This window comes from Skermanella rosea, assembly GCF_016806835.2.
GTDB lineage: Bacteria > Pseudomonadota > Alphaproteobacteria > Azospirillales > Azospirillaceae > Skermanella > Skermanella rosea.
Genome location: NZ_CP086111.1, coordinates 1,287,616 through 1,307,540, shown reverse-complemented (window position 1 = coordinate 1,307,540; position 19,925 = coordinate 1,287,616). Strand labels below are relative to the sequence as shown.

At 69.6% G+C, this 19,925-nt stretch carries 21 protein-coding genes; 3 read left to right on the top strand and 18 right to left on the bottom strand.

Annotation, left to right across the window (positions count from 1 at the left end; all coding sequences use genetic code 11):
• Nucleotides 1-32 precede the first annotated feature (32 nt).
• Nucleotides 33-173 carry a hypothetical protein gene (locus JL101_RS06115; RefSeq protein ID WP_203098910.1) on the top strand — a complete coding sequence of 47 codons (141 nt, stop codon included), beginning with the start codon at nt 33-35 and terminating at the stop codon, nt 171-173.
• A gap of 13 nt (nt 174-186) precedes the next feature.
• Here JL101_RS06115 and JL101_RS06110 read toward each other — a convergent pair whose 3' ends face one another.
• Nucleotides 187-2,094: a glycosyltransferase family 61 protein gene (locus tag JL101_RS06110; protein ID WP_203098911.1), complete on the bottom strand. Its 1,908-nt coding sequence runs from the start codon at nt 2,092-2,094 to the stop codon at nt 187-189.
• Between the two features lie 274 nt (nt 2,095-2,368).
• Here JL101_RS06110 and JL101_RS06105 point away from each other — a divergent pair, with 274 nt between their 5' ends.
• The gene (locus tag JL101_RS06105; protein WP_203098912.1) at nt 2,369-5,548 is read left to right on the top strand and encodes a PAS domain-containing hybrid sensor histidine kinase/response regulator; all 3,180 of its coding nucleotides are present in this window, start codon (nt 2,369-2,371) and stop codon (nt 5,546-5,548) included.
• Between the two features lie 4 nt (nt 5,549-5,552).
• Here the strand turns inward: JL101_RS06105 and JL101_RS06100 are convergent, their stop codons facing one another.
• The 4 genes from JL101_RS06100 to JL101_RS06085 form a co-directional block, all read right to left on the bottom strand.
• Nucleotides 5,553-5,783 carry a hypothetical protein gene (locus tag JL101_RS06100; protein ID WP_203098913.1) on the bottom strand — a complete coding sequence of 77 codons (231 nt, stop codon included), beginning with the start codon at nt 5,781-5,783 and terminating at the stop codon, nt 5,553-5,555.
• Between the two features lie 102 nt (nt 5,784-5,885).
• Nucleotides 5,886-6,203, bottom strand: a complete 318-nt coding sequence (locus JL101_RS06095; RefSeq protein WP_211111201.1) for an AtuA-related protein — start codon at nt 6,201-6,203, stop codon at nt 5,886-5,888.
• The gene (locus JL101_RS06090) at nt 6,200-7,519 is read right to left on the bottom strand and encodes an acyclic terpene utilization AtuA family protein (protein ID WP_203098914.1); all 1,320 of its coding nucleotides are present in this window, start codon (nt 7,517-7,519) and stop codon (nt 6,200-6,202) included. The genes JL101_RS06095 and JL101_RS06090 overlap by 4 nt, the downstream gene beginning before the upstream one ends.
• Before the next feature lie 13 nt (nt 7,520-7,532).
• Entirely contained in the window at nt 7,533-8,873 is a 1,341-nt protein-coding gene (locus tag JL101_RS06085; protein ID WP_203098915.1) for a CitMHS family transporter, read from the bottom strand.
• A 126-nt stretch (nt 8,874-8,999) separates the two neighbouring features.
• Between JL101_RS06085 and JL101_RS06080 the strand changes: the two genes are divergently transcribed.
• Nucleotides 9,000-9,911, top strand: a complete 912-nt coding sequence (locus JL101_RS06080) for a LysR family transcriptional regulator (protein ID WP_203098916.1) — start codon at nt 9,000-9,002, stop codon at nt 9,909-9,911.
• 1 nt (nt 9,912) lies between these two features.
• Here JL101_RS06080 and JL101_RS06075 read toward each other — a convergent pair whose 3' ends face one another.
• The 13 genes from JL101_RS06075 to rpsM form a co-directional block, all read right to left on the bottom strand.
• The gene (locus JL101_RS06075) at nt 9,913-10,215 is read right to left on the bottom strand and encodes an SCP2 sterol-binding domain-containing protein (RefSeq protein WP_203098917.1); all 303 of its coding nucleotides are present in this window, start codon (nt 10,213-10,215) and stop codon (nt 9,913-9,915) included.
• Between the two features lie 59 nt (nt 10,216-10,274).
• A complete protein-coding gene (locus tag JL101_RS06070; RefSeq protein WP_203098918.1) occupies nt 10,275-10,970 on the bottom strand; it encodes an ATP12 family chaperone protein in 696 nt (231 codons plus the stop codon).
• A 33-nt stretch (nt 10,971-11,003) separates the two neighbouring features.
• The gene (locus tag JL101_RS06065) at nt 11,004-11,705 is read right to left on the bottom strand and encodes an HAD-IA family hydrolase (protein WP_203098919.1); all 702 of its coding nucleotides are present in this window, start codon (nt 11,703-11,705) and stop codon (nt 11,004-11,006) included.
• A gap of 89 nt (nt 11,706-11,794) precedes the next feature.
• On the bottom strand, nt 11,795-12,781 hold the full coding sequence (locus JL101_RS06060; RefSeq protein ID WP_203098920.1) for an RluA family pseudouridine synthase: 987 nt from the start codon (nt 12,779-12,781) through the stop codon (nt 11,795-11,797).
• Nucleotides 12,778-13,170: a fluoride efflux transporter CrcB gene (crcB, locus tag JL101_RS06055; protein WP_203098921.1), complete on the bottom strand. Its 393-nt coding sequence runs from the start codon at nt 13,168-13,170 to the stop codon at nt 12,778-12,780. The genes JL101_RS06060 and crcB overlap by 4 nt, the downstream gene beginning before the upstream one ends.
• Before the next feature lie 31 nt (nt 13,171-13,201).
• Complete coding sequence (locus JL101_RS06050; protein WP_203098922.1) at nt 13,202-14,128, bottom strand: hypothetical protein; 927 nt, start codon at nt 14,126-14,128, stop codon at nt 13,202-13,204.
• Nucleotides 14,125-15,426: a replication-associated recombination protein A gene (locus tag JL101_RS06045; protein WP_203098923.1), complete on the bottom strand. Its 1,302-nt coding sequence runs from the start codon at nt 15,424-15,426 to the stop codon at nt 14,125-14,127. The genes JL101_RS06050 and JL101_RS06045 overlap by 4 nt, the downstream gene beginning before the upstream one ends.
• On the bottom strand, nt 15,423-16,844 hold the full coding sequence (locus tag JL101_RS06040; RefSeq protein WP_203098924.1) for a DegQ family serine endoprotease: 1,422 nt from the start codon (nt 16,842-16,844) through the stop codon (nt 15,423-15,425). The genes JL101_RS06045 and JL101_RS06040 overlap by 4 nt, the downstream gene beginning before the upstream one ends.
• Before the next feature lie 61 nt (nt 16,845-16,905).
• On the bottom strand, nt 16,906-17,244 hold the full coding sequence (locus JL101_RS06035) for a hypothetical protein (protein WP_203098925.1): 339 nt from the start codon (nt 17,242-17,244) through the stop codon (nt 16,906-16,908).
• A gap of 90 nt (nt 17,245-17,334) precedes the next feature.
• The gene (gene rplQ / locus JL101_RS06030; RefSeq protein ID WP_201072983.1) at nt 17,335-17,757 is read right to left on the bottom strand and encodes a 50S ribosomal protein L17; all 423 of its coding nucleotides are present in this window, start codon (nt 17,755-17,757) and stop codon (nt 17,335-17,337) included.
• Nucleotides 17,758-17,872: 115 nt separating this feature from the next.
• Nucleotides 17,873-18,889 (bottom strand): DNA-directed RNA polymerase subunit alpha, encoded by a 1,017-nt coding sequence (locus JL101_RS06025; protein WP_201072985.1) that lies wholly within the window; start codon nt 18,887-18,889, stop codon nt 17,873-17,875.
• Nucleotides 18,890-19,126: 237 nt separating this feature from the next.
• Nucleotides 19,127-19,525 carry a 30S ribosomal protein S11 gene (gene rpsK / locus JL101_RS06020; RefSeq protein WP_201072993.1) on the bottom strand — a complete coding sequence of 133 codons (399 nt, stop codon included), beginning with the start codon at nt 19,523-19,525 and terminating at the stop codon, nt 19,127-19,129.
• 21 nt (nt 19,526-19,546) lie between these two features.
• A complete protein-coding gene (gene rpsM / locus JL101_RS06015) occupies nt 19,547-19,915 on the bottom strand; it encodes a 30S ribosomal protein S13 (RefSeq protein ID WP_158044289.1) in 369 nt (122 codons plus the stop codon).
• Between the last annotated feature and the right edge of the window lie 10 nt (nt 19,916-19,925).

The window sequence follows — 19,925 nt, the reverse complement described above, 5'->3', positions numbered from 1 at the left end:
GCGAAGATGCCGGGCCGCGTGCACAAAGGCCCATGCTCTTCAAGATCCTGCTCATCCTGGCCGTCCTGGCGGCCCTATTCCCCGCCGTACGCCGGCGCCTGACCCGCGTCGGGTGGACGGTCTTCGGCGCCGTCGTGCTGTTCCTGCTGGTCGCCTCGATCGCCCAGGGCTGACCGGCGGAGCGGTTCAGGCTCCCAGTTCCGCGAGGCAGAGGTCCAGTTCGGCCGGATCGATCCTGAAGTTCCAATTGTACTCGCGGGCCGGACGGAGCGCCTGGGTGATGGCGCCGCCGACGGCCCTGTGCCCCTGCCCCAGCAGTTGGGTCAGGTGGCGGTAGAACTCCGGCAGATGGCCGGCGGGGTGGAGTTCGATCAGGAGCGCGCCGGGCGGCGCGAAGAGCATGTTGGTGAAGCCGGCGCCATGGACTCCCATCACGGCCTCCGCCCCGGCGAACAGCGACGCCTGCTCGTCGAACGACAGCTCCTCCAGCCGGACGGCGACGAAACCGCGCCGCGCCGCGACTTGCGCTATCACCTCCTCGTTGTCGCACCGCCGGAACAGCGACCCCTCCCGCGAGACCAGGATGCGCCGGGGCTTCCCGGGAAGGACGGCGATCCCCTCCATCAGACGATCCCGCACCCGCAATGCCGCGGCCCGGTCCACGGAGGGCATCATCCAGTCCATCTGGCCGTCGGCGCGCCTCGGGCGCGATACCAGGCCGGGGACGGTCAGACGGGCGAACCGCGTCAGGGCCGGCGCGTCGGGCACCATAAGGCGGGAGGGCGGAACGCCCAGCAGCTCCAGTGTCCGCAGATGGAAACCCTTCTGCGCGGAATTGACCAGCAGCGGCCCGTCCAGTCCCTCGATCGCCGCCAGCCGGGGCAGCGTGTCGAGCATCCAGTGATAATAGTTGGCGGTACCGCCGAGGAACACCACGGGCTCCTCGATCCGGCGCCGCTCAAGGTCGTCGCGCACCAGCACGGTGCCGGTCCCGTCGGCGCTGACGATGAAGTTGGCCCGGCCGAGCGGCGGCGTGAACACGAGGTCGAGCGCCAGGCGGTCGCCCTGGACCAGATGCCACTGGTCGATGCACAGGTCGGCCTGGGCGAGTTCCACCGGCCCGCCGTCCCCGGGCCTCAGGTCTGTCAGGGGAAACAGCCGGCGAATCGCCTCGCCCGCCGCCGGCGTCCGCGACGCCAGCCGTGCCCGCGCTTCCGCCCCTGCATGACCGGAGGCCGCCAGCCGCCGCCACCGCGCGTCGGCCTCCGCGGCGCGGCCGTCCTCGTCCAGGGCGGCCGCCAAGTTGGACAGGACGCCCGGATCGGCCGGGGCCAGCGCCTCGGCCTTCAGGAGCGCGCCGACCGCCGCCGCGGGCCGACGCCGTCGCGCGGCGACGGTGCCGAGGACGGTCCAGGCATGGACCTGCTCGGCGCCGCGGTCGAGCAATCCGCCCGCGATTGCCTGGGCCTCGTCGAACGAGCCGCGAGTCGCCAGGACCCCGGCCAGCGCCGCTTCCGACGAGTCCCGCCGGGCGGGCATGCCCTTCCGGCGCTCCAGCGACTGGCGCAGCAGCGTCTCGGCGCGCTCCAGGCTGCCGAGCCGGGCACAGCCGACGCCCAGGTTGTGCAGCACGTCCGGATCGTTCGGTGCCGCCTGGATCGCCTGGTCGAGCAGGCGCGCGGCGCCCGGTTCGTCCCCTTCCTCCAGCAGGTCGGCCGCGAGTTCGTTCAGCAACGCCGGATCGCCGGGATGCCGGCGCGCCAACTCCGTCCGCCACCGCGCCGCCTCCGCACGGTCGCCGGACCGGCACAGCGCGCGGCCCAGCATCAGGGCGGCCCGTCCGTTGCCGGGCTCGAGCCGGAGCACCGTGGCGAATGCCTCGGCGGCGGACGGCGGATCGCCCGCCTGGACGAGGCAGAGACCGTGGAGATAGGCCATGGCGGCATCGTCGGGCACGAGCGTCCGGCCGCGCCGCAGGATCGCGTCGGCGGCGGCCGCGTTCCCGGCCAGCAGATGCTCGCGGGCTTGGGCGAACAGGGTGGACGGCTCCCGGCCGTCCGGATCCTGGGGCTCGTGGGCGGGCGTGCCGTTCATGGAAGGACTGATCTGGGCGATCGATGCAGGAAGGGTCTGCTGCAAGCATATCGTGCAAGGCGCCGAGGAGTCACGGCAATGGTTTGGCGCGCGTTGTTCCGTTTCCACGGTGCTGCCGGCTGCGACCGATTTGAACGGTACGCACGTCCGGATTGACGGAATGTCGCTCCCCTCTATACATGGTACAGGCCGGCCCGGCGGCCTGGTGGTTTCGGACCGGTTGCCGGGAACGTGCCGCTCCCCTCGTTCGAACCGGGAAAGAACAGACGCACCGATGCTCGCGACCTGTGCCGAGAACGAACTGCCGGGGATCATCGAGACCATCGGCGCCCCGACCTTCGTCGTGGATGCGCCGCGTAGCGGCCCGTTCCGTCCCCTCTGCATGAACCGGCTGTTCCGGACGATGTCGGGTTTCTCCGACGAGGCTTTCCGGGACTTCGTCGAGCGGGACCCGGGCGAACGGCTCCACGGCCGCCTGAACCCGGTCGGCCCCGTCGAGTTCGACCACCAGTTCGCACCGGACGGCCGGGCGCGCTGGGTGAGGATCGGGGTTGTCCCGCTGCTGGATTCCATGGGCAGGGCCGCCCGCCTGATGGGAACCGCGACCGACGTCACGGTCCGGCGGACCGCGGGAGAGGAGCTGGCGCGCATGGCGGAGCTCTACCGCGGCGTGCTGGACGAGCAACACGACCTCATATCGCGTTTCCTGCCGGACACCACGCTGACCTATGTCAACGACGCCTATGCCCGGATGCTGGGCCGGACTCCGGATTCCCTGGTCGGCAGCCGCTTCGCCGACACCCTGGCCGCCTCGGACCGCGAGCGGGTCGTCGCGCTGTTCGGCAGCCGCACCACGGTCGGGGACGGCGGTCCACCCGTCCTGGTCAACGAAAACGCCGTGGTGACGCCGTCGGGCGAGCAGCGCTGGATCCGCTGGCGCAACGTGGCCCTCGCGGACCGGGATGGCCGGATCGAGGGATACCAGAGCGTCGGCAACGACATCACCGACTGCAAGCTGGCCCAGGAAGGCATGCGCACGGCGCAGCGGAGCCTGCGGGACGTGATCGACAGCATATCCGAAGGGTTCGCCCTTTATGACGCCGATGACCGGCTGGTGCTGTACAATGACAATTTCGTCGCGGCCACGCCCCAGCTCGCGGCCTTCGACTCCCCCGCGGGCGTCACCTTCGAGGAGATCCTCCGGGCCGGCCTCGACCGGCGCGAGATTCCGGACGCGGATCCGGGCACCGACCGGGAATCCTGGGTGGCCGAACGGCTGGCCGCCCACCGCTTCCCTCCCGACGCCCCGGCGGAGCAGCGCCTGCCCGACGGCCGGCACTTCCGGGTCTCGGAAAGGCGCACCCGCGACGGCGGCATCGTCTGCATCCTGACCGACATCACCCCGCTGCGCGAGCAGGAGGCGAAGGTCCGGGAGAGCGAGCAGCGGTTTCGCCTGCTGGCCGACAGCGCCACGGACATCATCTGCCTGCACGCTCCGGACACGACGATCCTCTATGTGTCGCCGTCCTGCGAGAAGCAACTCGGCCGCGCCCCGGTAGAGATGGTGGGCCGCCGCCTGGGCGAGTTCGTCCATGCCGGAGACCTGCCGCTGATCGAGCGCAAGCACGCCGAGATGATGGCCGGCCTGCCCGGGTCGGCGGTGTTCCGCCTCCGGCACAGCGACGGACGCTGGCTGTGGTTCGAAAGCGTGGCAGGGAAGCTGGAAGGAACGCCCGAGGGCCATGGCGGGCTGCTGACCGCGATGCGCGAGGTCTCCGAGCGGGTGCGTTACGAGCAGGAGCTTCGCGAGGCGAGCGACCGGCTGGCCGCCCAGGCGGTGGAGCTTCGCAAGCTGGCGATCGACCTGGACGCGGCGCGCCGGGTGGCGGAGCAGGCGAGCGACGCGAAATCGCAATTCCTGGCCATGATGAGCCATGAGCTGCGCACCCCCATGACCGGCGTGATGGGCATGGTCGACCTCCTGATGGGCACTCCGCTGTCGGGGGAGCAGCGCGGTTACGTGCAGACGCTCGGGGCCTCGGCCGGGATCCTGCTGACCATCCTCGACGACGTCCTGGACTTCTCGAAGATCGAGGCCGGGCAGCTCCAGATGGAGACGATCGCCTTCGACCTGCGCCGGACCGTCGCCGACGTGATCCAGCTGTTCGCCGGACGGGCGGCGGAGAAGCGCGTGCGGCTGACTGCGGACATCCCGGCCGGCGCTCCGTCCGTCGTGTGCGGCGATCCGACCCGCCTGCGTCAGGTGCTGTTAAACCTGGTGGGCAACGCGATCAAGTTCACCGCGGCGGGTTCCGTCCGGGTCCGGCTCGCCCATGTCCGGGACGAGGAATGCGACAGGGTGCTGCTGCGGTTCGAAGTGACGGACTCCGGCATGGGAATGACCGAAGAGCAGCGCTCCCGGCTGTTCGAAGCGTTCGTCCAGGCCGACACCACGACCACGCGCCGGTTCGGCGGAACCGGCCTGGGGCTGGCGATCTGCAAGCGGCTGGTCGAGGCGATGGATGGCGAGATCGGCGTCAGCAGCGCCCCCGGCAAAGGGTCCCTCTTCCATTTCACGGTGCGGCTGGGACGAAGCCGTGCCGAGCTTCCCGCGTCGGAGCCGGAGCGCGCCGTTCCCGCCGCGGCCGGGCGCAGGGCGCGCGTCCTGCTGGCCGAGGACAACGAGGTCAACCGCCTGATGGTGGTCAGGATGCTGGAACGGCTGGGCCACCGGGTCGACGCCGTCGAAGACGGCCGGGCGGCGGTCGAAGCGGCGCGGGGCGGTGGCTACGACCTGATCCTGATGGACATGCAGATGCCGGTGCTCGACGGCGCCTCCGCGACGCGCGAGATCCGCGCCCTCCCCGGCCCGGCCGGCCGGGTCCCGATCGCGGCGCTGACCGCCGACGTGGTATCCGGCAATCGGGAGCGCTACCTGCAGGCCGGGCTGGACGGCTATTTTACCAAGCCGATCGATTGGAACGCGCTGGCCCGCGCGATCGCGGCCCTGACCTGCGCTGACGGGCCGGTTGGCGAAGCCGGGGAGAGCGGCCCCCCTCCGGAAGGTTCCGGCGCAGGCGCCTTCGCCCCCGAACCCGGGACGGACCTGCTGGTCGAGTTGCCGCTGATCGATGCCGGCCGGCTCGACGAGTTGCGCGCGGCCGTCGGGGACAGCTACGCGATGATGGTTGAAATGTTCCCCGAATCGGCGCGGGAGGAGTTGGCGACCCTCCGCGCCGCCCTGGCCTCCGGCGATGCAGGGTCGTCCCGGCGCGCCGCCCACAGCCTGAAGGGAGTGGCCGCCAGCTTCGGCGCGACCCGGGTGCAGGCGATCGCCCACCTGCTGGAGGATACCGGCCACGCTCCCGACGAGTCGGCCGGCCTGCTGGCCCGCCTCGAATCGGCGCTGGAGGACACCCTGGAAGCGCTCGCCTCCGCGGAGACGGCGGCCTGAGCGCCTAGAGCGACCCCAGCCGGCGGCGCAGGATCTTGTTGCCTTCGTGGGGCACATATTGCCGCCGATCGGCCAAGGCAACCAGCGACAGCGTCTTCCTGTCGTCGGGGTTGCTCAGCCGGACCAGCCGCGCATGGGCGATGGAACCCGGCGGCCGGTCGATGCTGACGACCTGCCATACGTCGGGGTACGAGGCGCCCGCCTTGACGAAGCACTGCCCAACCGCAACCGACATGCTCACTCTCCTGATGCGGCCGGCACAAACCCGTCCCGCCTGGAGCCGATCATTCCGCATCCGGATTACATTAAGGTTAATTGTAGTCAACTCTGACGGAGATCATTCCCCGGCTTCGATCTCCATCTCGAGCAGTTCGGAGCTGAGGCATTTGCCGTGGGGGTCGATCGCCAGCGAGGTGGTGACCCCGCTGCGGAGCGCCTGACGGCAGACGAACTGGAGCGCCGCCACGTTCGGCATCTCGAACCGGACCACCTCGCCCCTGACCGTGCGCGACAGGTGCCGCCCGACCGCCTCGGCGGTGACCTCCCGGCGCAGCAGCGTATAATGCCGCTCGTCGAATGCGAACAGGGACAGGGTGGAGGTGTCGCCCTTGTCGCCGGCCCGGCAATGGGCGATCTCGTGCAGGCGGATCTTCATCGGGCGCTCTCCACGACGGTGACCTGAGGACGGACCCGGGACCGTTCGACCAGGGTGGACACGATGCCGACGGTTTCCCGGACGCTGCCGCGGGCACCGCCCCCGCCGGCCGGGCCGTTGGTCAGCATCGCCTCGACCTCGCGGCCGATCTCCCCGGCGGTGGCGGCGTCCGCGGCCCGGCCGACGACGCGAAGCCGGTACTCGACGGTCGGCGGCAGACCTTCCAGGAAGCCGTGGCGGTACGCCTCGCCGCCGAGGCACTCGACGGTCAGTTCCGGGATCGACGGCCTCAGGCGCTCGTCCAGGATCCGGCCGGCGAGCCGGGCGCGGCCGAGCGCGTTGGCCCCGGCGTAGGAGATCTCCCCCTCCCCGACGAAGCCGGCATGGTAGCCGACGCTGACCTTCAGCGTGTCCGGCCGCGGTTTCGCCGTTCCGCCGACAACCTCGACCTGGTCGGGGCCGGTCGGGGTGATCCGCACGGCGCGGAAATCGGCGACAGCGTCGGGCGTGACATAGCCGGACGGGTCGGTGACCTCGTACAGAAGCTGCTCCTTCACGGTCGCCGCCGTGATCAGGCCGCCCGTCCCGGCCAGCTTGCCGATCCGGCAGCGGCCCTCGGCATCGATGTCGGCGAAGGGGAATCCCAGGTCCGCCAAGCCCGGCACGTCCTTGCGGCCGGGGTCGGCGAAGTAGCCGCCGGTGATCTGCCCGGCGCATTCCAGCAGGTGCCCGATCACCGTCGCCTGCCCGATCCGGTCCCAGTCGTCGAGCTTCCAGCCGAACCGGTGCGCCAGCGGCGCCACCACCAGCGACGGGTCGGCGACCCGTCCGGTGATCACCACGTCGGCGCCGGTTTCCAGGGCCGGCAGCAGGGCGTCCGCCCCCAGATAGGCGTTGGCCGACAGGATCGGCCCGTGGCCGGAGAGCGGCCGGCCGTTCTCCAGCGACGGAGCCGCCGGGTCGATGATGCCCAGGACGTCGTCGCCGGTGACCACGGCCACGGTCAAGGCCATGCCGGCCTCCTCCGCCAGGCGGACGACGCGCCGTCCGGCGGCCAGCGGGTTCGCCGACCCCATGTTGGTGATGAGCCGGGTGCCGTGCCGTTTCAGCAGCGGCAGCAGGGGGGCGAGGCGACGGTCAAGCAGCGGGTCGTATCCCGCCTCCGGGTCGTGCATCCGGCGCTTCTGGCCGAGCCCGATGGTCCGCTCCGCCAGGCATTCCAGCACGAGATAGTCGAGGCCGGCCCGCTCCAGGAGCGTCACGGCGGGTTCCAGGCGGTCACCGCCGAATCCGGCCCCGCAACCGATGCGTATCATTCAAGAAGTCTCCTCAGCTCGAGAGCGCGCCGGTGGCGAAGGCGACGGCCGTCATCACCAGCGTGGTCCCGAACGCCCAGGGGAAGATGAAGCGCTGATGGTCGCCCAGCGTCACGCCGCTGAGGCCGATCAGGATGAAGGTGGACGCCGTCAGGGGGCTCAGCGGGAAGCCGGTGGTCATCTGGCCCAGGATCGAGGCACGGCCGATCACGACCGGGTCCAGGCCGAGGCTTCCCGCCGCCTGGGCCAGCACCGGCATCACGCCGAAATAGAAGGCGTCGGGCGTGAAGACGAGGCTGAGCGGCATGCTCGCGACCGCCACGATCAGCGGCAGGTATCCGGCGGCCGCTTCGGGAATGACCGACACGGTGGCCGACGCCATCGCCTCGATCATCTTCGTGCCGGTCAGTACGCCGGTGAAGATGCCGGCGGCGAAGATCATGGTGGAGACGGTGACGACGCTGGACGCGTGGGAGACCAGATGCTTCTGCTGATCCTCCCACCGCGGGTAATTGACCAGCAGAGCCACCGAGAAGGCCAGGACGAACAGGATCGGCAGCGGCAGCAGACCCATCAGCAGGCCGACGACCAGCGCCACGGTCAGCGCGGCGTTGAACCAGAACAGCATCGGATTGCCCGGCGCGGTCCGCTTGCCGGCCTCCTCGACGCCTCCCCCCTGGTTCAGCAGCGACGCCGGCGTCGCCGCCGCCCCGACGCTGGCGGGCTGGCGGAGATCCGCGACGCCGAGCCGGCGGCGCTCCCGGCGGCCGAGCATGAAGGCGACGAACAGCACCCAGCAAATGCCGGCCACCATGGCCGGGACCACCGGGTTGAACACCACGGAGGCATCCGCTTTCAGCGCGGCCATGGCGCGGACGGTGGGGCCGCCCCAGGGCAGGATGTTCATCACGCCGGCGCCGAGGCAGACGATGCCGGACAGCATCAGCCGGTCCATGCCGAGCCTCTGGTAGAGCGGCAGCATGGCGGATACCGTGATCAGGAAGGTGGTGGCGCCGTCGCCGTCCAGGGCGACCGCCATGGTCAGCACCGCGGTGGCGAGCGCCACCTTCACCGGGTCGCCCTTGGCCAGCCGGAGCAGCGCCGAGATCATGGGTTCGAACAGCCCGACATCGAGCATCAGGCCGAAATAGAGGACGGCGAAGATGATCATCACGCCGACCGGGGCGACCTTGACGATGCCGTCGAGCATCATCTTGCCGAGATCCGGGCCGGCGCCGGCCAGAAGGCCGAACACGACGGGAATGAGGACGAGCGCCACCAGCACGGAAACCCGCTTGGTCATGATGGCGATCAGAAAGATGGCGATGGTCGCGAAGCCAAGGGCGGCCAGCATTTCCTCTCCATTGTTTATGGTTCCGGCCGGCTCTTCCGCGGCGGCCTGTGAATACTCTATTTTTCATAACTTGGGCGGAGTGATCAGAGAATTGAAACTTTCTGATTTCTGTAATAAATCTTCTTTATGAATGTGGAGCTGCGCCAGATCCGGGCCTTCATCGTCGTCGCGCGCTTCGGCAGCTTCACCCGGGCCGCCGAGCTGCTGAACCTGACCCAGCCGGCCCTGACGGTGCAGATCCGCCGGCTCGAACAGGCGCTGGCCGTCAAGCTGTTCGACCGCAACACCCGGGCGGTCGAGCTGACCCGGATCGGGCGCGAACTGCTGCCGGTCCTGACCCGGCTGATGGCGGAGATGGACGCGGTCGTCGCCGGCACGCGGGAAATGGCTGCGATGCGTTACGGCGTGGTGCGGATCGCCGCCCTGCCCTCCGTCGCCGCGACGGTGCTGCCGCCGCTGATCGCCCGGTTCAGGGAACGGCATCCGCTCATCCGGGTCGTGATCCGCGATTCCGTGGTCGAGCGGATCAACGCCATGGTCCGCGACGAGAGCGTGGATCTCGGCATCGGTGCCGACCTGGAGCCGGAAGCCGGCCTGACGTCCGTTCCGCTGTTCGAGGACGAGATGCGGGCGGTGGTCCCGGCGACGCATCCGTTGAGCCGCGAGCGGGAGGTCACGCTGGAACGGCTCGCCGGGGAGCCGCTGATCCTGATGGACATGTCGAGCAGCGTGCGCCGCCTGACCGACCGGGCCTTCGCCGATCTCGGCCACCTCGCCGCCCCGGCCTACGAGGTCACCTACATGAGCACGGCGCTGGGGCTGGTGCGGGCCGGCCTGGGCATCGCGATCCTGCCCTCCACCGCGATCGAGCTGCGCCTCGACCCGGCGATCCCGTCGCTGCGGATCGCCGAGCCCCGGCTGCGCCGCTCCATCACCCTCGTGCTGAAGGGCGGCCGCTCGCTGCCGCCGGCCGCGGAGGCGTTCCGGGAACTGCTGATCGGGGACCCGGCCCGCAGCCGGAGTCCCTCCGGATTCTAGGTCACTCCTCCAGCAGCGACGCCAGCTTGAGCGCGGAGCCCATGGAGCCCTGAACCTTCAGCTTGCCGGTCGCGAACGCCAGCGTCGGGTTGAGGTCGCCGTCGAGCATCCTGTCGAAATTCTCCAGCGTCATGCGGATGGTGCAGACCGCATCGCCGTCTTCCCGCTGGAGGGTCGCCGGAGTCTTGGTAGCGTCCAGCCGCAGCAGGCCGTCCTTGCCGAAGTCGAATCGGGCCGTGCCGTTGAAGGCGCGGAACTGCGGCAGACGCTTGCGCATCTTGGCTTCAATCTGGTCGAGGGTCATGGCCGCCGTATGGAATGGTTGGGAACGGTCCGAAGGGTACCGGTTCCCATTGATACCATTCAAACCTTAACCAGATCCAGATACCGCCGCGTCGCCAGGATGTCCGCCCTCAGGGCCGCGCGGCGGGCCGTCGCCTCCGCATCCTCGCCCCACTGTTCGATCTGGAAGGTCTCGTCCAGCTGGGCCGCGGCATAGGCCTCCTCGGCGGAGATCCTGCCCTCCATCAGCGCCAAGGCCAGCACAAGGGAGCCCAGCGCGGAGGTCGCGTTCTGAAGGCCGGCCAGGGTCATGTCGTCCAGGTCCTCGACCACGCGGGCCAGTAGCGCGCATGCCTCGGCCGGCTGGGGCTTCGGCATGATGCCGGTATGGACCTCCAGTTGGGCGCCGTAGCGGACGGCGGCCCAATCCAGCAGCGGCTGCCAGACCCGCTCCTGCCGTTCCGCCAGCTCGGCCGGGTGGTCCGCCCTGTAGCACAGCAGGTCGGTTTCCGCATAGGCGGCGACCGCGCGGACGATCTCCGCCCGCTGGGCCGGGATGCGGTCGATGGCGGTGCTGGCCAACTGGGTCACCGGCATGTCGGCCGGTTTGATGTTTTCCCGCTGGGCATCCCACTCCTCGGCGATGGCCTGCATCAGGCCGGCCTGGGGCAGCACCAGGGGCGCCTTGGCCGGGGTCCGGAGCGGCCGCCCGTCGAGCCGGACCTCATGTCCGGCGTCGGTCCGGGCCACCGATACTTCCTTGTAGAACCTCTTCATCTCTCACTTCATCCATTGCGCCTGAGCGGCGTTCTAGCGGTCGAGCAGCGACAGGACGGCCGCGGGCACTTGGTCGGCCGTCTCGCAGACCCGCTGCGCCCCGGCTCCCGTCAGTTCCGCCACCTCGTGATAGCCCCAGGCGACTCCGACCGCGCCGGCGCGGGCGCTGCCGGCCATCAACATGTCGTAGGTGGTGTCGCCGATGACAACGGTGTCGGAAGCCTCTACCCCGGTTTCCGCGAGCGCGCGGAACACCATGTCCGGGTGCGGCTTGCCGGGACCGGTGTCGGACGTCTGCAGGGTCGTGAACCGGTCGAGCAGCCCATGCTGGTCCAGGGTGGCGACCAGCCCCCGGCGCGACTTGCCGGTCGCGACGCCGAGCAGCAGCCCGGCGCTCTCCAGCGCGTCGAGCGCGCCGCGGATGCCGGGGAACAGCGGCTCCTCGTGGACGCCGCGGTTGCGCGCGTCGGCGAAGGCCAGCTTGTAGCGGTCGGCCAGCGTCACGTGGAGCCTCGGCTGGCCGTCCGGCAGCAGGACGGCTATCGCCTGGACCAGGGGCAGCCCGACCACGCGGCGCACCGCGGCGGCATCGGGCAGCGGCAAGCCCAGCGCCACGAAGGCGGCGTTCATGGCGGCGACGATCGCGTACTGGCTGTCCACCAGGGTCCCGTCGCAATCGAACAGGGCGAGGCGCAGCGGCTTGGAACCGGGGCGGGACTTGTCGTTCAGGGGCATGATCCTCGGTCTTTTCCTTTTATTTTTCTGACCCTGTATCTTTCCGACCCAATAGCACGAAAATCCGCCAGCGCTAACCCCGCCCGGCCTCAGTCGACCGCGGCGAAGGGATCGCCGTCGTCCTCCTTGTCGAAGCTGAAATAGTCCCAGGTCCTGACCATGTGCTCCGGCAGCGGCGCCGTCACGTCGATCCGGCCGCCGCGGGGATGCGGCAGGATCAGCCGCCGGGCATGGAGGTGCAGCTTGCCGGAAACCCCGGCGCCGGCCAGGAAGGCGTCCGGGCCGCCATATTTGCCGTCGCCCAGGATCGGCGTGCCGATCGCCTCCATGTGGACGCGCAGCTGGTGGGTGCGGCCGGTCAGCGGCCACAGCGCCACCCAGGCGACCTTCTTGGTGGCGTGCTCGATCACCTGGTAGAGGCTGACGGCGCGCTTGCCCTCCTCCTCGTCGATCGCGACCCGCTCGCCCCGGCCGGTCGGCTCCTTGGCGAGGGGGGCATCCACCTTGCCCTGGAACGGCCGGGGCACGCCGACCGTCACCGCCCAATAGTATTTGCGGGCATCCTTGCCGCGGAAGGCCGCCGCCAGCTTCGTCGCGGCGAAGGCGTTGCGGGCCAGCACCAGCACGCCGGACGTATCCTTGTCCAGCCGGTGGACCAGCCTGGGCCGCTCGTCCGCGTCGAACCGCAGCGCGTCCAGCATGGCGTCGAGGTGGCGCGGGGTCGCCGTGCCGCCCTGGACCGCCAGCCCGGGCGGCTTGTCGATCACCAGCACGTCGGCATCCCGGTAGAGCACGCGCCCCTGGATCTCCGCCGCGTCCTTGCGGCTGACCTTCGGCTTGGCCGCGCCCGGCGGGGTTTCGGCCTGCAGGTCGCCGAGCGGCGGTATCCGCACGGTCTGCCCCGCCTCCAGCCGGACATTGGCCTTGGCCCGCTTGCCGTCGACCCGGACCTGCCCGGTCCGCAACAGCTTCTCCAGGTGGCCGTGGCTGAGCTGCGGGAAATGCCGCTTGAACCAGCGGTCCAGCCGGACCTCCGATTCCTCGTCGGCGACAGTGCGTGTTTCGACCTCGCTCACCCGACCATGCCCCTGATCAAGAACAAGCCGGCGAACAGTCCGCCGACCGAAAACAGTACCGAGACCACCATATAGGTTGCCGACGCCGCCAATTCGCCCCGCTGCATCAGGACGGCGGCATCGAGCGAGAAGGTGGAGAAGGTGGTGAAGCCGCCGAGCACCCCGACGGTGAGCAGCGCCTTCAGTTCCGGCGACGGGCTCCAGGCCAGCGCGCCCAGTTCCACCAGCGCGCCCATGACGAAGGAGCCCGCGACATTGACCGCCAGGGTGCCATAGGGAAAGGCGGTGCCCAGCCAATGGCCGATCGCGGACATCACCACGAACCGCGCGACCGAGCCGGCGGCGCCGCCGGCGGCCACCGCGAGCAGAAGGGCTGGAGAGAACGTCATGCGGCCGGGCTTCCTCGATGAAGCCCGCAGCCTAGCCGGGCGGGAAGCCTGGAGCAAGGCATGGCGGCCCGCGCATGCCGACACCGAAGATCCAGCCTTCCTGCCGGCGGGCACGGTCGGTCAGCGCGGCGGGATTCCAAACTCCCGGCAGGCCGGACAGGAAGCGCAGGCCGGCGGCGGAGACCAGGGCATCGGTCTCGTGGTCGCTGGGCTCCCGTCGGACCTCCTCGACCGGATCGCTGTCCAGCAGGGCCAGGCATCGGTTCAGGTCGGTCCAGCTGCGCACCTTGCGCAGGCCCCAGCCGGCGCGCATCAGGAACAGCCTGGGATAGATCTCGACCAGCGTGCCGCCGTTTCCGGGTTCCTGGAAGGGCCACACCGCGACGTCGCTCCGCCGGGCGCGAAGCGCCCGCAGCAGGCGCATGCCGGCCAGGGCCCCCTTCCCCACCTGCTTGGCGCCGATCAGCTTGTACGGGCTTTCCGGCGAGCCGTAGCCGTCGGCCCGGCAAGCATCCTCCGTCGCCCGCCGCCCCGGCGCGAACCCCTCGGCGCGCGGCCCCGCGGTCCAGTAGCCGGCGGCATAGGCCGGGTCGCGCGGGAAGGCCCCGCCGAACAGGTCGGGATCGGCGTGGCAGGCCCGCTCCACCAGGTCCCACAGGGCGAAGACGTCGCCGTTCCCGTCCGGGAAATATCCCGCCGCGGTGTCGAACGGCAGCGAGAAGGCGCAGTCGATCCCGATCAGCAGCCGCCCGCCCCCGTCCCGGCCGATCCTCCCGATCCGGGCGTCCAGCCAGTCCAGCACCTGGGTGCGCGTCCAGGCGCGCCCGCCGCCGGGAGGATCGACCAGGAGCGGGGCCGCGGTGCCGGCGGCACACTCGGCCACGGCGATGCCCTGGTAGCGCTTGCCGGCGGCGCCGGACCAGTCGATGCCGACGAAGCCGTCGAAGGTTCCGGTCATTCGGGATCCGGATCGGCGGATTTCTGGGCCCGCAGCTTGCTCCAATAATCCAGGCGCTTGCGGATCTCCCGCTCGAAGCCCCGCTCGGGCGGGCGGTAGAACTGCTGCCTGGGCATGCCGTCGGGAAAATAGTTCTGGCCGCTGAAACCTTCCGGCGTGTCGTGGTCGTACGCGTAGCCCTTGCCGTAGCCCAGCCCCTTCATCAGCTTGGTCGGGGCATTGAGGATGTGCATCGGCGGCATCAGCGAGCCGGTCTCCCGCGCCGAGCGCATCGCCGCCTTGGAGGCGGTATAGGCGGCATTGGACTTGGGCGCGGTCGCCATGTAGATCACGCACTGGGTCAGGGCCAGTTCGCCCTCGGGACTGCCCAGCCGCTCGTAGGTCTCCCACGCGGCCAGCGCCTGGGGAAGAGCCTGGGGGTCGGCCAGTCCGACATCCTCGACCGCCATCCGCACCAGCCGCCGGGCAATGAAGCGCGGGTCCTCGCCGCCGGCCAGCATCCGCGCCAGCCAGTAGAGCGCCGCGTCCGTGTCCGACCCGCGCACCGACTTGTGCAGCGCGCTGATCAGGTTGTAGTGGCCTTCCTGAGACTTGTCGTACAGGGGCGCCCGCCGCTGGATCGTGCCGGCCAGCGCGGTCGTGTCGAGCGGGCTGTCGGGCGCCAGGGCGAACAGCTCCTCGCACAGGTTGAGCAGGAAGCGGCCGTCGCCGTCCGCCATCGCCTTGATCGCCTGCCGCGCGTCCGCGTCGAGCGGCAGGGTCTTGCCGGTCTCGGCCTCGGCGCGGGTCAGCAGCAGTTCCAGCGCGGCGTCGTCGAGCCGGTTGAGCACGAAGACCTGGGCGCGCGACAGCAGCGCGGCGTTCAGCTCGAACGACGGGTTCTCGGTGGTGGCGCCGACCAGCGTGACCGTGCCGTCCTCCACATAGGGCAGGAAACCGTCCTGCTGGCTCCGGTTGAATCGGTGAATCTCATCGATGAACAGCAGGGTCCCGCGCCCGGCGACCCGCCGCTGCTTGGCCGCGTCGAACACCTTGCGCAGGTCCGCGACGCCGGAGAAGACGGCGGACAGAGGCTCGAAATGGAATTCGGTCTGGTCGGCCAGCAGCCGCGCGATCGTCGTCTTGCCGCAGCCGGGCGGTCCCCACAGGATCATGGAGGCGAGGCGATGGCTCGTCACCATGCGTCCGATCGGGCCGGCGGGCTTCAGCAGATGGTCCTGCCCGACCACCTCCCCCAGTGTCCTGGGCCGCAGACGGTCGGCCAGGGGCCGCGGCGCCGATGCCGAGAACAGCGTCATCCCGCCACCACGGAGGTCAGCACCTGATCGCCCCGGCGCACGGTGACGCGCCAGCTCTGCTGGGGCCGCGACAGCAGCCTGCCGAGCTGGGCGACGCTGGAGACATCGCGATCATCGATCCGGAGCACCACGTCGCCCGGCTGGACGCCGACCCGGGCGGCCGGGCTGTTGCGCGCCACCTCAAGGATGACGACGCCCTCGGCCGTGCCGGAAAAGCCGATCTCATCCGCCAGCGCCGGCGACAGGTTGGCCACCGTGGCGCCGGCCAGCGGCTGCCGGCCGTTGAGCGGGGTCGTGTCGCGCGGGGGATCCTCGGGCGGTGCCGTCACCTTGAAGGCGACCTGGCGGACGGAGCCGCCGCGGGTCACCGTCAGCGCCGCCTGCCCGCCCACCGGCAGCGTGGCAATGCGGAACTTCAACGCTTCCGGATCGTCGACGGCCCGCCCGTTGATCGCCGTGATGACGTCCCCGACCCGCAGGCCGGCTTTGGCGGCGGCGCTCTTCGGGTCGACCGCGTTGACCAGCACGCCGGCCGGCCGGTCGAGCCCGAGCGAACTGGCGATGTCGGCCGTCACCGGCTGCCCGTCCACGCCCAGCCAGGGACGCACCAGCTTGCCTCCGTTGGCCACCGCCTCGACCACGGTGCGCACCATGTTCGACGGGATCGCGAAGCCGATGCCGAGCGAGCCGCCGCTCCGGGAATATATGGCCGAGTTGATGCCGACCAGCCTGCCGTCCATCGATACCAGGGCGCCGCCGGAGTTGCCGGGGTTGATCGCCGCGTCGGTCTGGATGAAGAAGTTGAAGTCGCTGACACCGACCGCGGTGCGGGCCAGCGCCGACACGATGCCGCTGGTCACGGTCTGGCCGACGCCGAAGGGGTTCCCGATGGCAAGTACGAGGTCGCCGACTTCCAAGTCGTCGCTGTCGTGCAGCGCCAGGAACGGCAGGCTCTCTCCGCGCGGCGGCGTGATGCGCAGGATGGCGAGGTCGGTCTTGGGATCGGTCGAGACGATCCGCGCCTCGAACTCTCGCCGGTCCGCCAGCACGACCGTGATCTGGTCGCTGTCCTTGACCACGTGGTCGTTGGTCACCACCAGCCCGTCGGCCGCGACGATGACTCCCGACCCCAGCGACCGCTCGACCCGCTCGCGCGGCATGCCGAAGGGGGCGGACTGGCCGAAGAAGCGCTGGAAGAAGGGATCGTCGAACAGCGGCGACATACGCTGCTGGACCACCCGCCGGGTGTAGATGTTGACCACCGCCGGCGCGGTCTGCTTGACCAGCGGAGCGAACGACAGCGTGATCTGCTGGCGCGTATCCGGGACGGCGCGCTGCTGGGCGAAGGCTGGATCCACAGTGACCAGGCCGGCGACCAGGAGCAGGACGAGGCGGAGGGACGGAAGCTGCGGCATCATGCACCGGAATCTGGGTATTCGCATCGAAAGGAGAAGAGGCCCGCAGCGGCTGGCCGAAGCGTCACTGGATGGAGTTGCAGCGTACCATGCACATGTTGAGCTGGCGCTCGCACGTGGCGCTCGCATAGCCGGAATTGCCCAGTACACCACCGCGCCGCGCGGCCCCGGCATCCATGCAGACCGAATAGTCCCGGTCGCAGGCGCGCCGGCAGGAGTAGCGGTCGTCCCGGGTCGCGTTGGGCCGGAGATCGTCCGCCGGGGCACGCGCGGGAGACTCGCCGCCCTGGGATGGGACGGCGGAGTCCCCGCGTATCGGGCGATCCGGCCCGCTGCAGGCAGCCAAGAGCATGCAGCCGATCAGCGTAACCGCCCTGAAGAAATCTCTGGATTGCAAGACCATGACCGCCTCCGGAAAGGTTCGATGCCTTTCTAAACGCAAAAGGCAGCCCGGAGGCTGCCTTTTGTTTCCATGAACGCAGGGTCGGTCAGATCAACCCTGGCTCTCTTCCTCGTCGTCGACCATGACCGGGCCGCTGTCCTGGCCCTTGGCCGCGACGTCGCGGTCGACCAGCTCGATGAACGCCAGCGGGGCGGCGTCGCCGTACCGGAAGCCGGCCTTCAGCACGCGGGTATAGCCGCCGGGCCGGTCGGTGTAGCGCTCGGCGATCGGGCCGAACAGCTTGGCGACCACGGTGTCGTCGCGCAGCTGGGCGTAGGCCAGGCGGCGGTTGTGCAGGCCGCCCTTCTTGCCGAGCGTGATCAGCTTCTCGACGATCGGACGCAGGTCCTTCGCCTTCGGAAGGGTGGTCTTGATCTGCTCGTGCTTGATCAGCGCGGCGGCCATGTTGCTGAACATCGCCTTGCGGTGGCTGGACGTGCGATTGAATTTCCGGCCGCTCATACCGTGACGCATGGTTGCGTGCTCCTTCCTCTGGCTTGGCCCCGCTCACGGGACCGATGGTGAAGTCCGCCGCCCGGCCCGCTGGAGGGCGGGTACCGGTACGGCGGACGGAGATGGTGTCGGGTGCTTAGTACGGCTCTTCGAGACGCTTGGCCAGCTCTTCGATGTTCTCGGGCGGCCAGTTCGGGATTTCCATGCCCAGGTGCAGACCCATCTGGGACAGGACTTCCTTGATCTCGTTCAGCGACTTGCGGCCGAAGTTCGGCGTGCGGAGCATTTCCGCCTCCGTCTTCTGCACCAGGTCGCCGATATAGACGATGTTGTCGTTCTTCAGGCAGTTGGCCGAACGGACCGACAGTTCCAGCTCGTCCACCTTGCGCAGCAGGTTCTTGTTGAACGGCGGCTCCTCGCCGCGCTCCTCGGCGACCGCGTGGGTCGGCTCCTCGAAGTTGATGAAGAGCTGGAGCTGGTCCTGGAGGATGCGGGCGGCGAGAGCCACCGCGTCTTCCGGGGACACCGCGCCGTTGGTCTCGACCTGCATCGACAGGCGGTCGTAGTCGGTGACCTGGCCGACGCGGGTGTTGTCGACCTTGTACGATACCTTGCGGATCGGCGCGAACAGCGCGTCCACCGGGATCAGGCCGATCGGCGCGTCTTCCGGACGGTTCTGGCTGGCCGGGACATAGCCCTTGCCGCTCTCGACCGTCAGCTCCATCACCAGCCGGGCGCCGTTGTCGAGGGTGCAGATCACCAGGTCGGGATCCATCACCTCTATGTCGGGACCGGTCTCGATCATGCCGGCGGTCACTTCGCCGGGGCCGTCGGCGCGCAGGCGCATCCGCTTGGGTCCGTCGCCGTGCAGGCGCAGGCCCATGGTCTTGATGTTCAGGACGATGTCCGTCACATCTTCGCGCACGCCGGGGATCGACGAGAATTCATGCAGCACGCCCTCGATCTGGATCGAGGTGACGGCGGCACCCTGGAGGGAGGACAGCAGGACGCGACGGAGCGCGTTGCCGAGCGTGAGACCGAAGCCCCGCTCGAGCGGCTCGGCGACCACGGTCGCGACCCGCTGCGGATCGTCGCCCGGCTGGATGTCGAGCTTGTTCGGCTTGATCAGCTCCTGCCAATTCTTCTGGATCACGTCTTGACCTCATGCCATCGGGTTGACGCGCCAATTCCAGTGTGCCAACGCAGAAATGCCGACACCCTCCCTGAACAGGAAGGGTTTCGGCAATCTCGGCCGCCATCCCCATGCTTGACCGGTCATGATGGCTCTATGACCGGTTTTCCCGGAACGGCGGGCAACTGGAGGCGCGGTAGAAAACGCCTCCCGGAGGCCTTCGAGGAAGGTCGCTCCGGCAGAGAGCCGTCCGATAAATCAGACGCGGCGCTTCTTCGGCGGACGAACGCCGTTGTGCGGGATCGGCGTGACGTCGCGGATCGAGGTGATCGCGAAGCCCACCGACTGAAGCGCGCGCAGGGCCGACTCACGCCCCGAACCAGGACCCTTGACCTCGACCTCGAGGGTCTTCATGCCGTGCTCCTGGGCCTTGCGGCCGGCATCCTCGGCGGCGATCTGTGCCGCGTACGGGGTCGACTTCCGCGATCCCTTGAAGCCCTGGGCACCCGACGACGACCAGGCGATGGTGTTGCCCTGCGCGTCGGTGATGGTGATCATGGTGTTGTTGAACGAGGCGTTGACGTGCGCGACGCCCGAAGTGATGTTCTTGCGCTCGCGACGACGAAGGCGCGCGGAAGCGGCAGAAGGCTTGGCCATGGGTCCTGTCCGTCCTATCTCTTACTTCTTCTTGCCGGCGATCGGCTTGGCCGGACCCTTGCGGGTGCGCGCATTGGTATGCGTGCGCTGCCCGCGGACCGGCAGGCCCTTGCGGTGCCGCAGACCCCGGTAGCTGCCCAGGTCCATCAGGCGCTTGATGTTCATCGCCACCTGACGGCGCAGGTCGCCCTCGACGCGGTAGTCGCTGTCGATCACTTCGCGGATCTTCAGGATCTCGTCGTCGGTCAGTTCGTTGACCCGACGCTCGGCGGGGATGGCGACCTTGCCGCAGATTTCCTTGGCTTTGGAAGGTCCGATACCATGGATATAGGTCAGGCCGATCTCCACGCGCTTCTGCGCCGGGATATTGACGCCAGCAATACGCGCCACGCTCGTCTCC

Bases quoted from the DNA above. Each gene is read 5' to 3' on its own strand.
- JL101_RS06115 (WP_203098910.1), top strand. From the start codon at position 33: ATGCTCTTCAAGATCCTGCTCATCCTGGCCGTCCTGGCGGCCCTATTC.
- JL101_RS06110 (WP_203098911.1), bottom strand. From the start codon at position 2,094: ATGAACGGCACGCCCGCCCACGAGCCCCAGGATCCGGACGGCCGGGAG.
- JL101_RS06105 (WP_203098912.1), top strand. From the start codon at position 2,369: ATGCTCGCGACCTGTGCCGAGAACGAACTGCCGGGGATCATCGAGACC.
- JL101_RS06100 (WP_203098913.1), bottom strand. From the start codon at position 5,783: ATGTCGGTTGCGGTTGGGCAGTGCTTCGTCAAGGCGGGCGCCTCGTAC.
- JL101_RS06095 (WP_211111201.1), bottom strand. From the start codon at position 6,203: ATGAAGATCCGCCTGCACGAGATCGCCCATTGCCGGGCCGGCGACAAG.
- JL101_RS06090 (WP_203098914.1), bottom strand. From the start codon at position 7,519: ATGATACGCATCGGTTGCGGGGCCGGATTCGGCGGTGACCGCCTGGAA.
- JL101_RS06085 (WP_203098915.1), bottom strand. From the start codon at position 8,873: ATGCTGGCCGCCCTTGGCTTCGCGACCATCGCCATCTTTCTGATCGCC.
- JL101_RS06080 (WP_203098916.1), top strand. From the start codon at position 9,000: ATGAATGTGGAGCTGCGCCAGATCCGGGCCTTCATCGTCGTCGCGCGC.
- JL101_RS06075 (WP_203098917.1), bottom strand. From the start codon at position 10,215: ATGACCCTCGACCAGATTGAAGCCAAGATGCGCAAGCGTCTGCCGCAG.
- JL101_RS06070 (WP_203098918.1), bottom strand. From the start codon at position 10,970: ATGAAGAGGTTCTACAAGGAAGTATCGGTGGCCCGGACCGACGCCGGA.
- JL101_RS06065 (WP_203098919.1), bottom strand. From the start codon at position 11,705: ATGCCCCTGAACGACAAGTCCCGCCCCGGTTCCAAGCCGCTGCGCCTC.
- crcB (WP_203098921.1), bottom strand. From the start codon at position 13,170: ATGACGTTCTCTCCAGCCCTTCTGCTCGCGGTGGCCGCCGGCGGCGCC.
- JL101_RS06050 (WP_203098922.1), bottom strand. From the start codon at position 14,128: ATGACCGGAACCTTCGACGGCTTCGTCGGCATCGACTGGTCCGGCGCC.
- JL101_RS06045 (WP_203098923.1), bottom strand. From the start codon at position 15,426: ATGACGCTGTTCTCGGCATCGGCGCCGCGGCCCCTGGCCGACCGTCTG.
- JL101_RS06040 (WP_203098924.1), bottom strand. From the start codon at position 16,844: ATGATGCCGCAGCTTCCGTCCCTCCGCCTCGTCCTGCTCCTGGTCGCC.
- JL101_RS06035 (WP_203098925.1), bottom strand. From the start codon at position 17,244: ATGGTCTTGCAATCCAGAGATTTCTTCAGGGCGGTTACGCTGATCGGC.
- rplQ (WP_201072983.1), bottom strand. From the start codon at position 17,757: ATGCGTCACGGTATGAGCGGCCGGAAATTCAATCGCACGTCCAGCCAC.
- rpsK (WP_201072993.1), bottom strand. From the start codon at position 19,525: ATGGCCAAGCCTTCTGCCGCTTCCGCGCGCCTTCGTCGTCGCGAGCGC.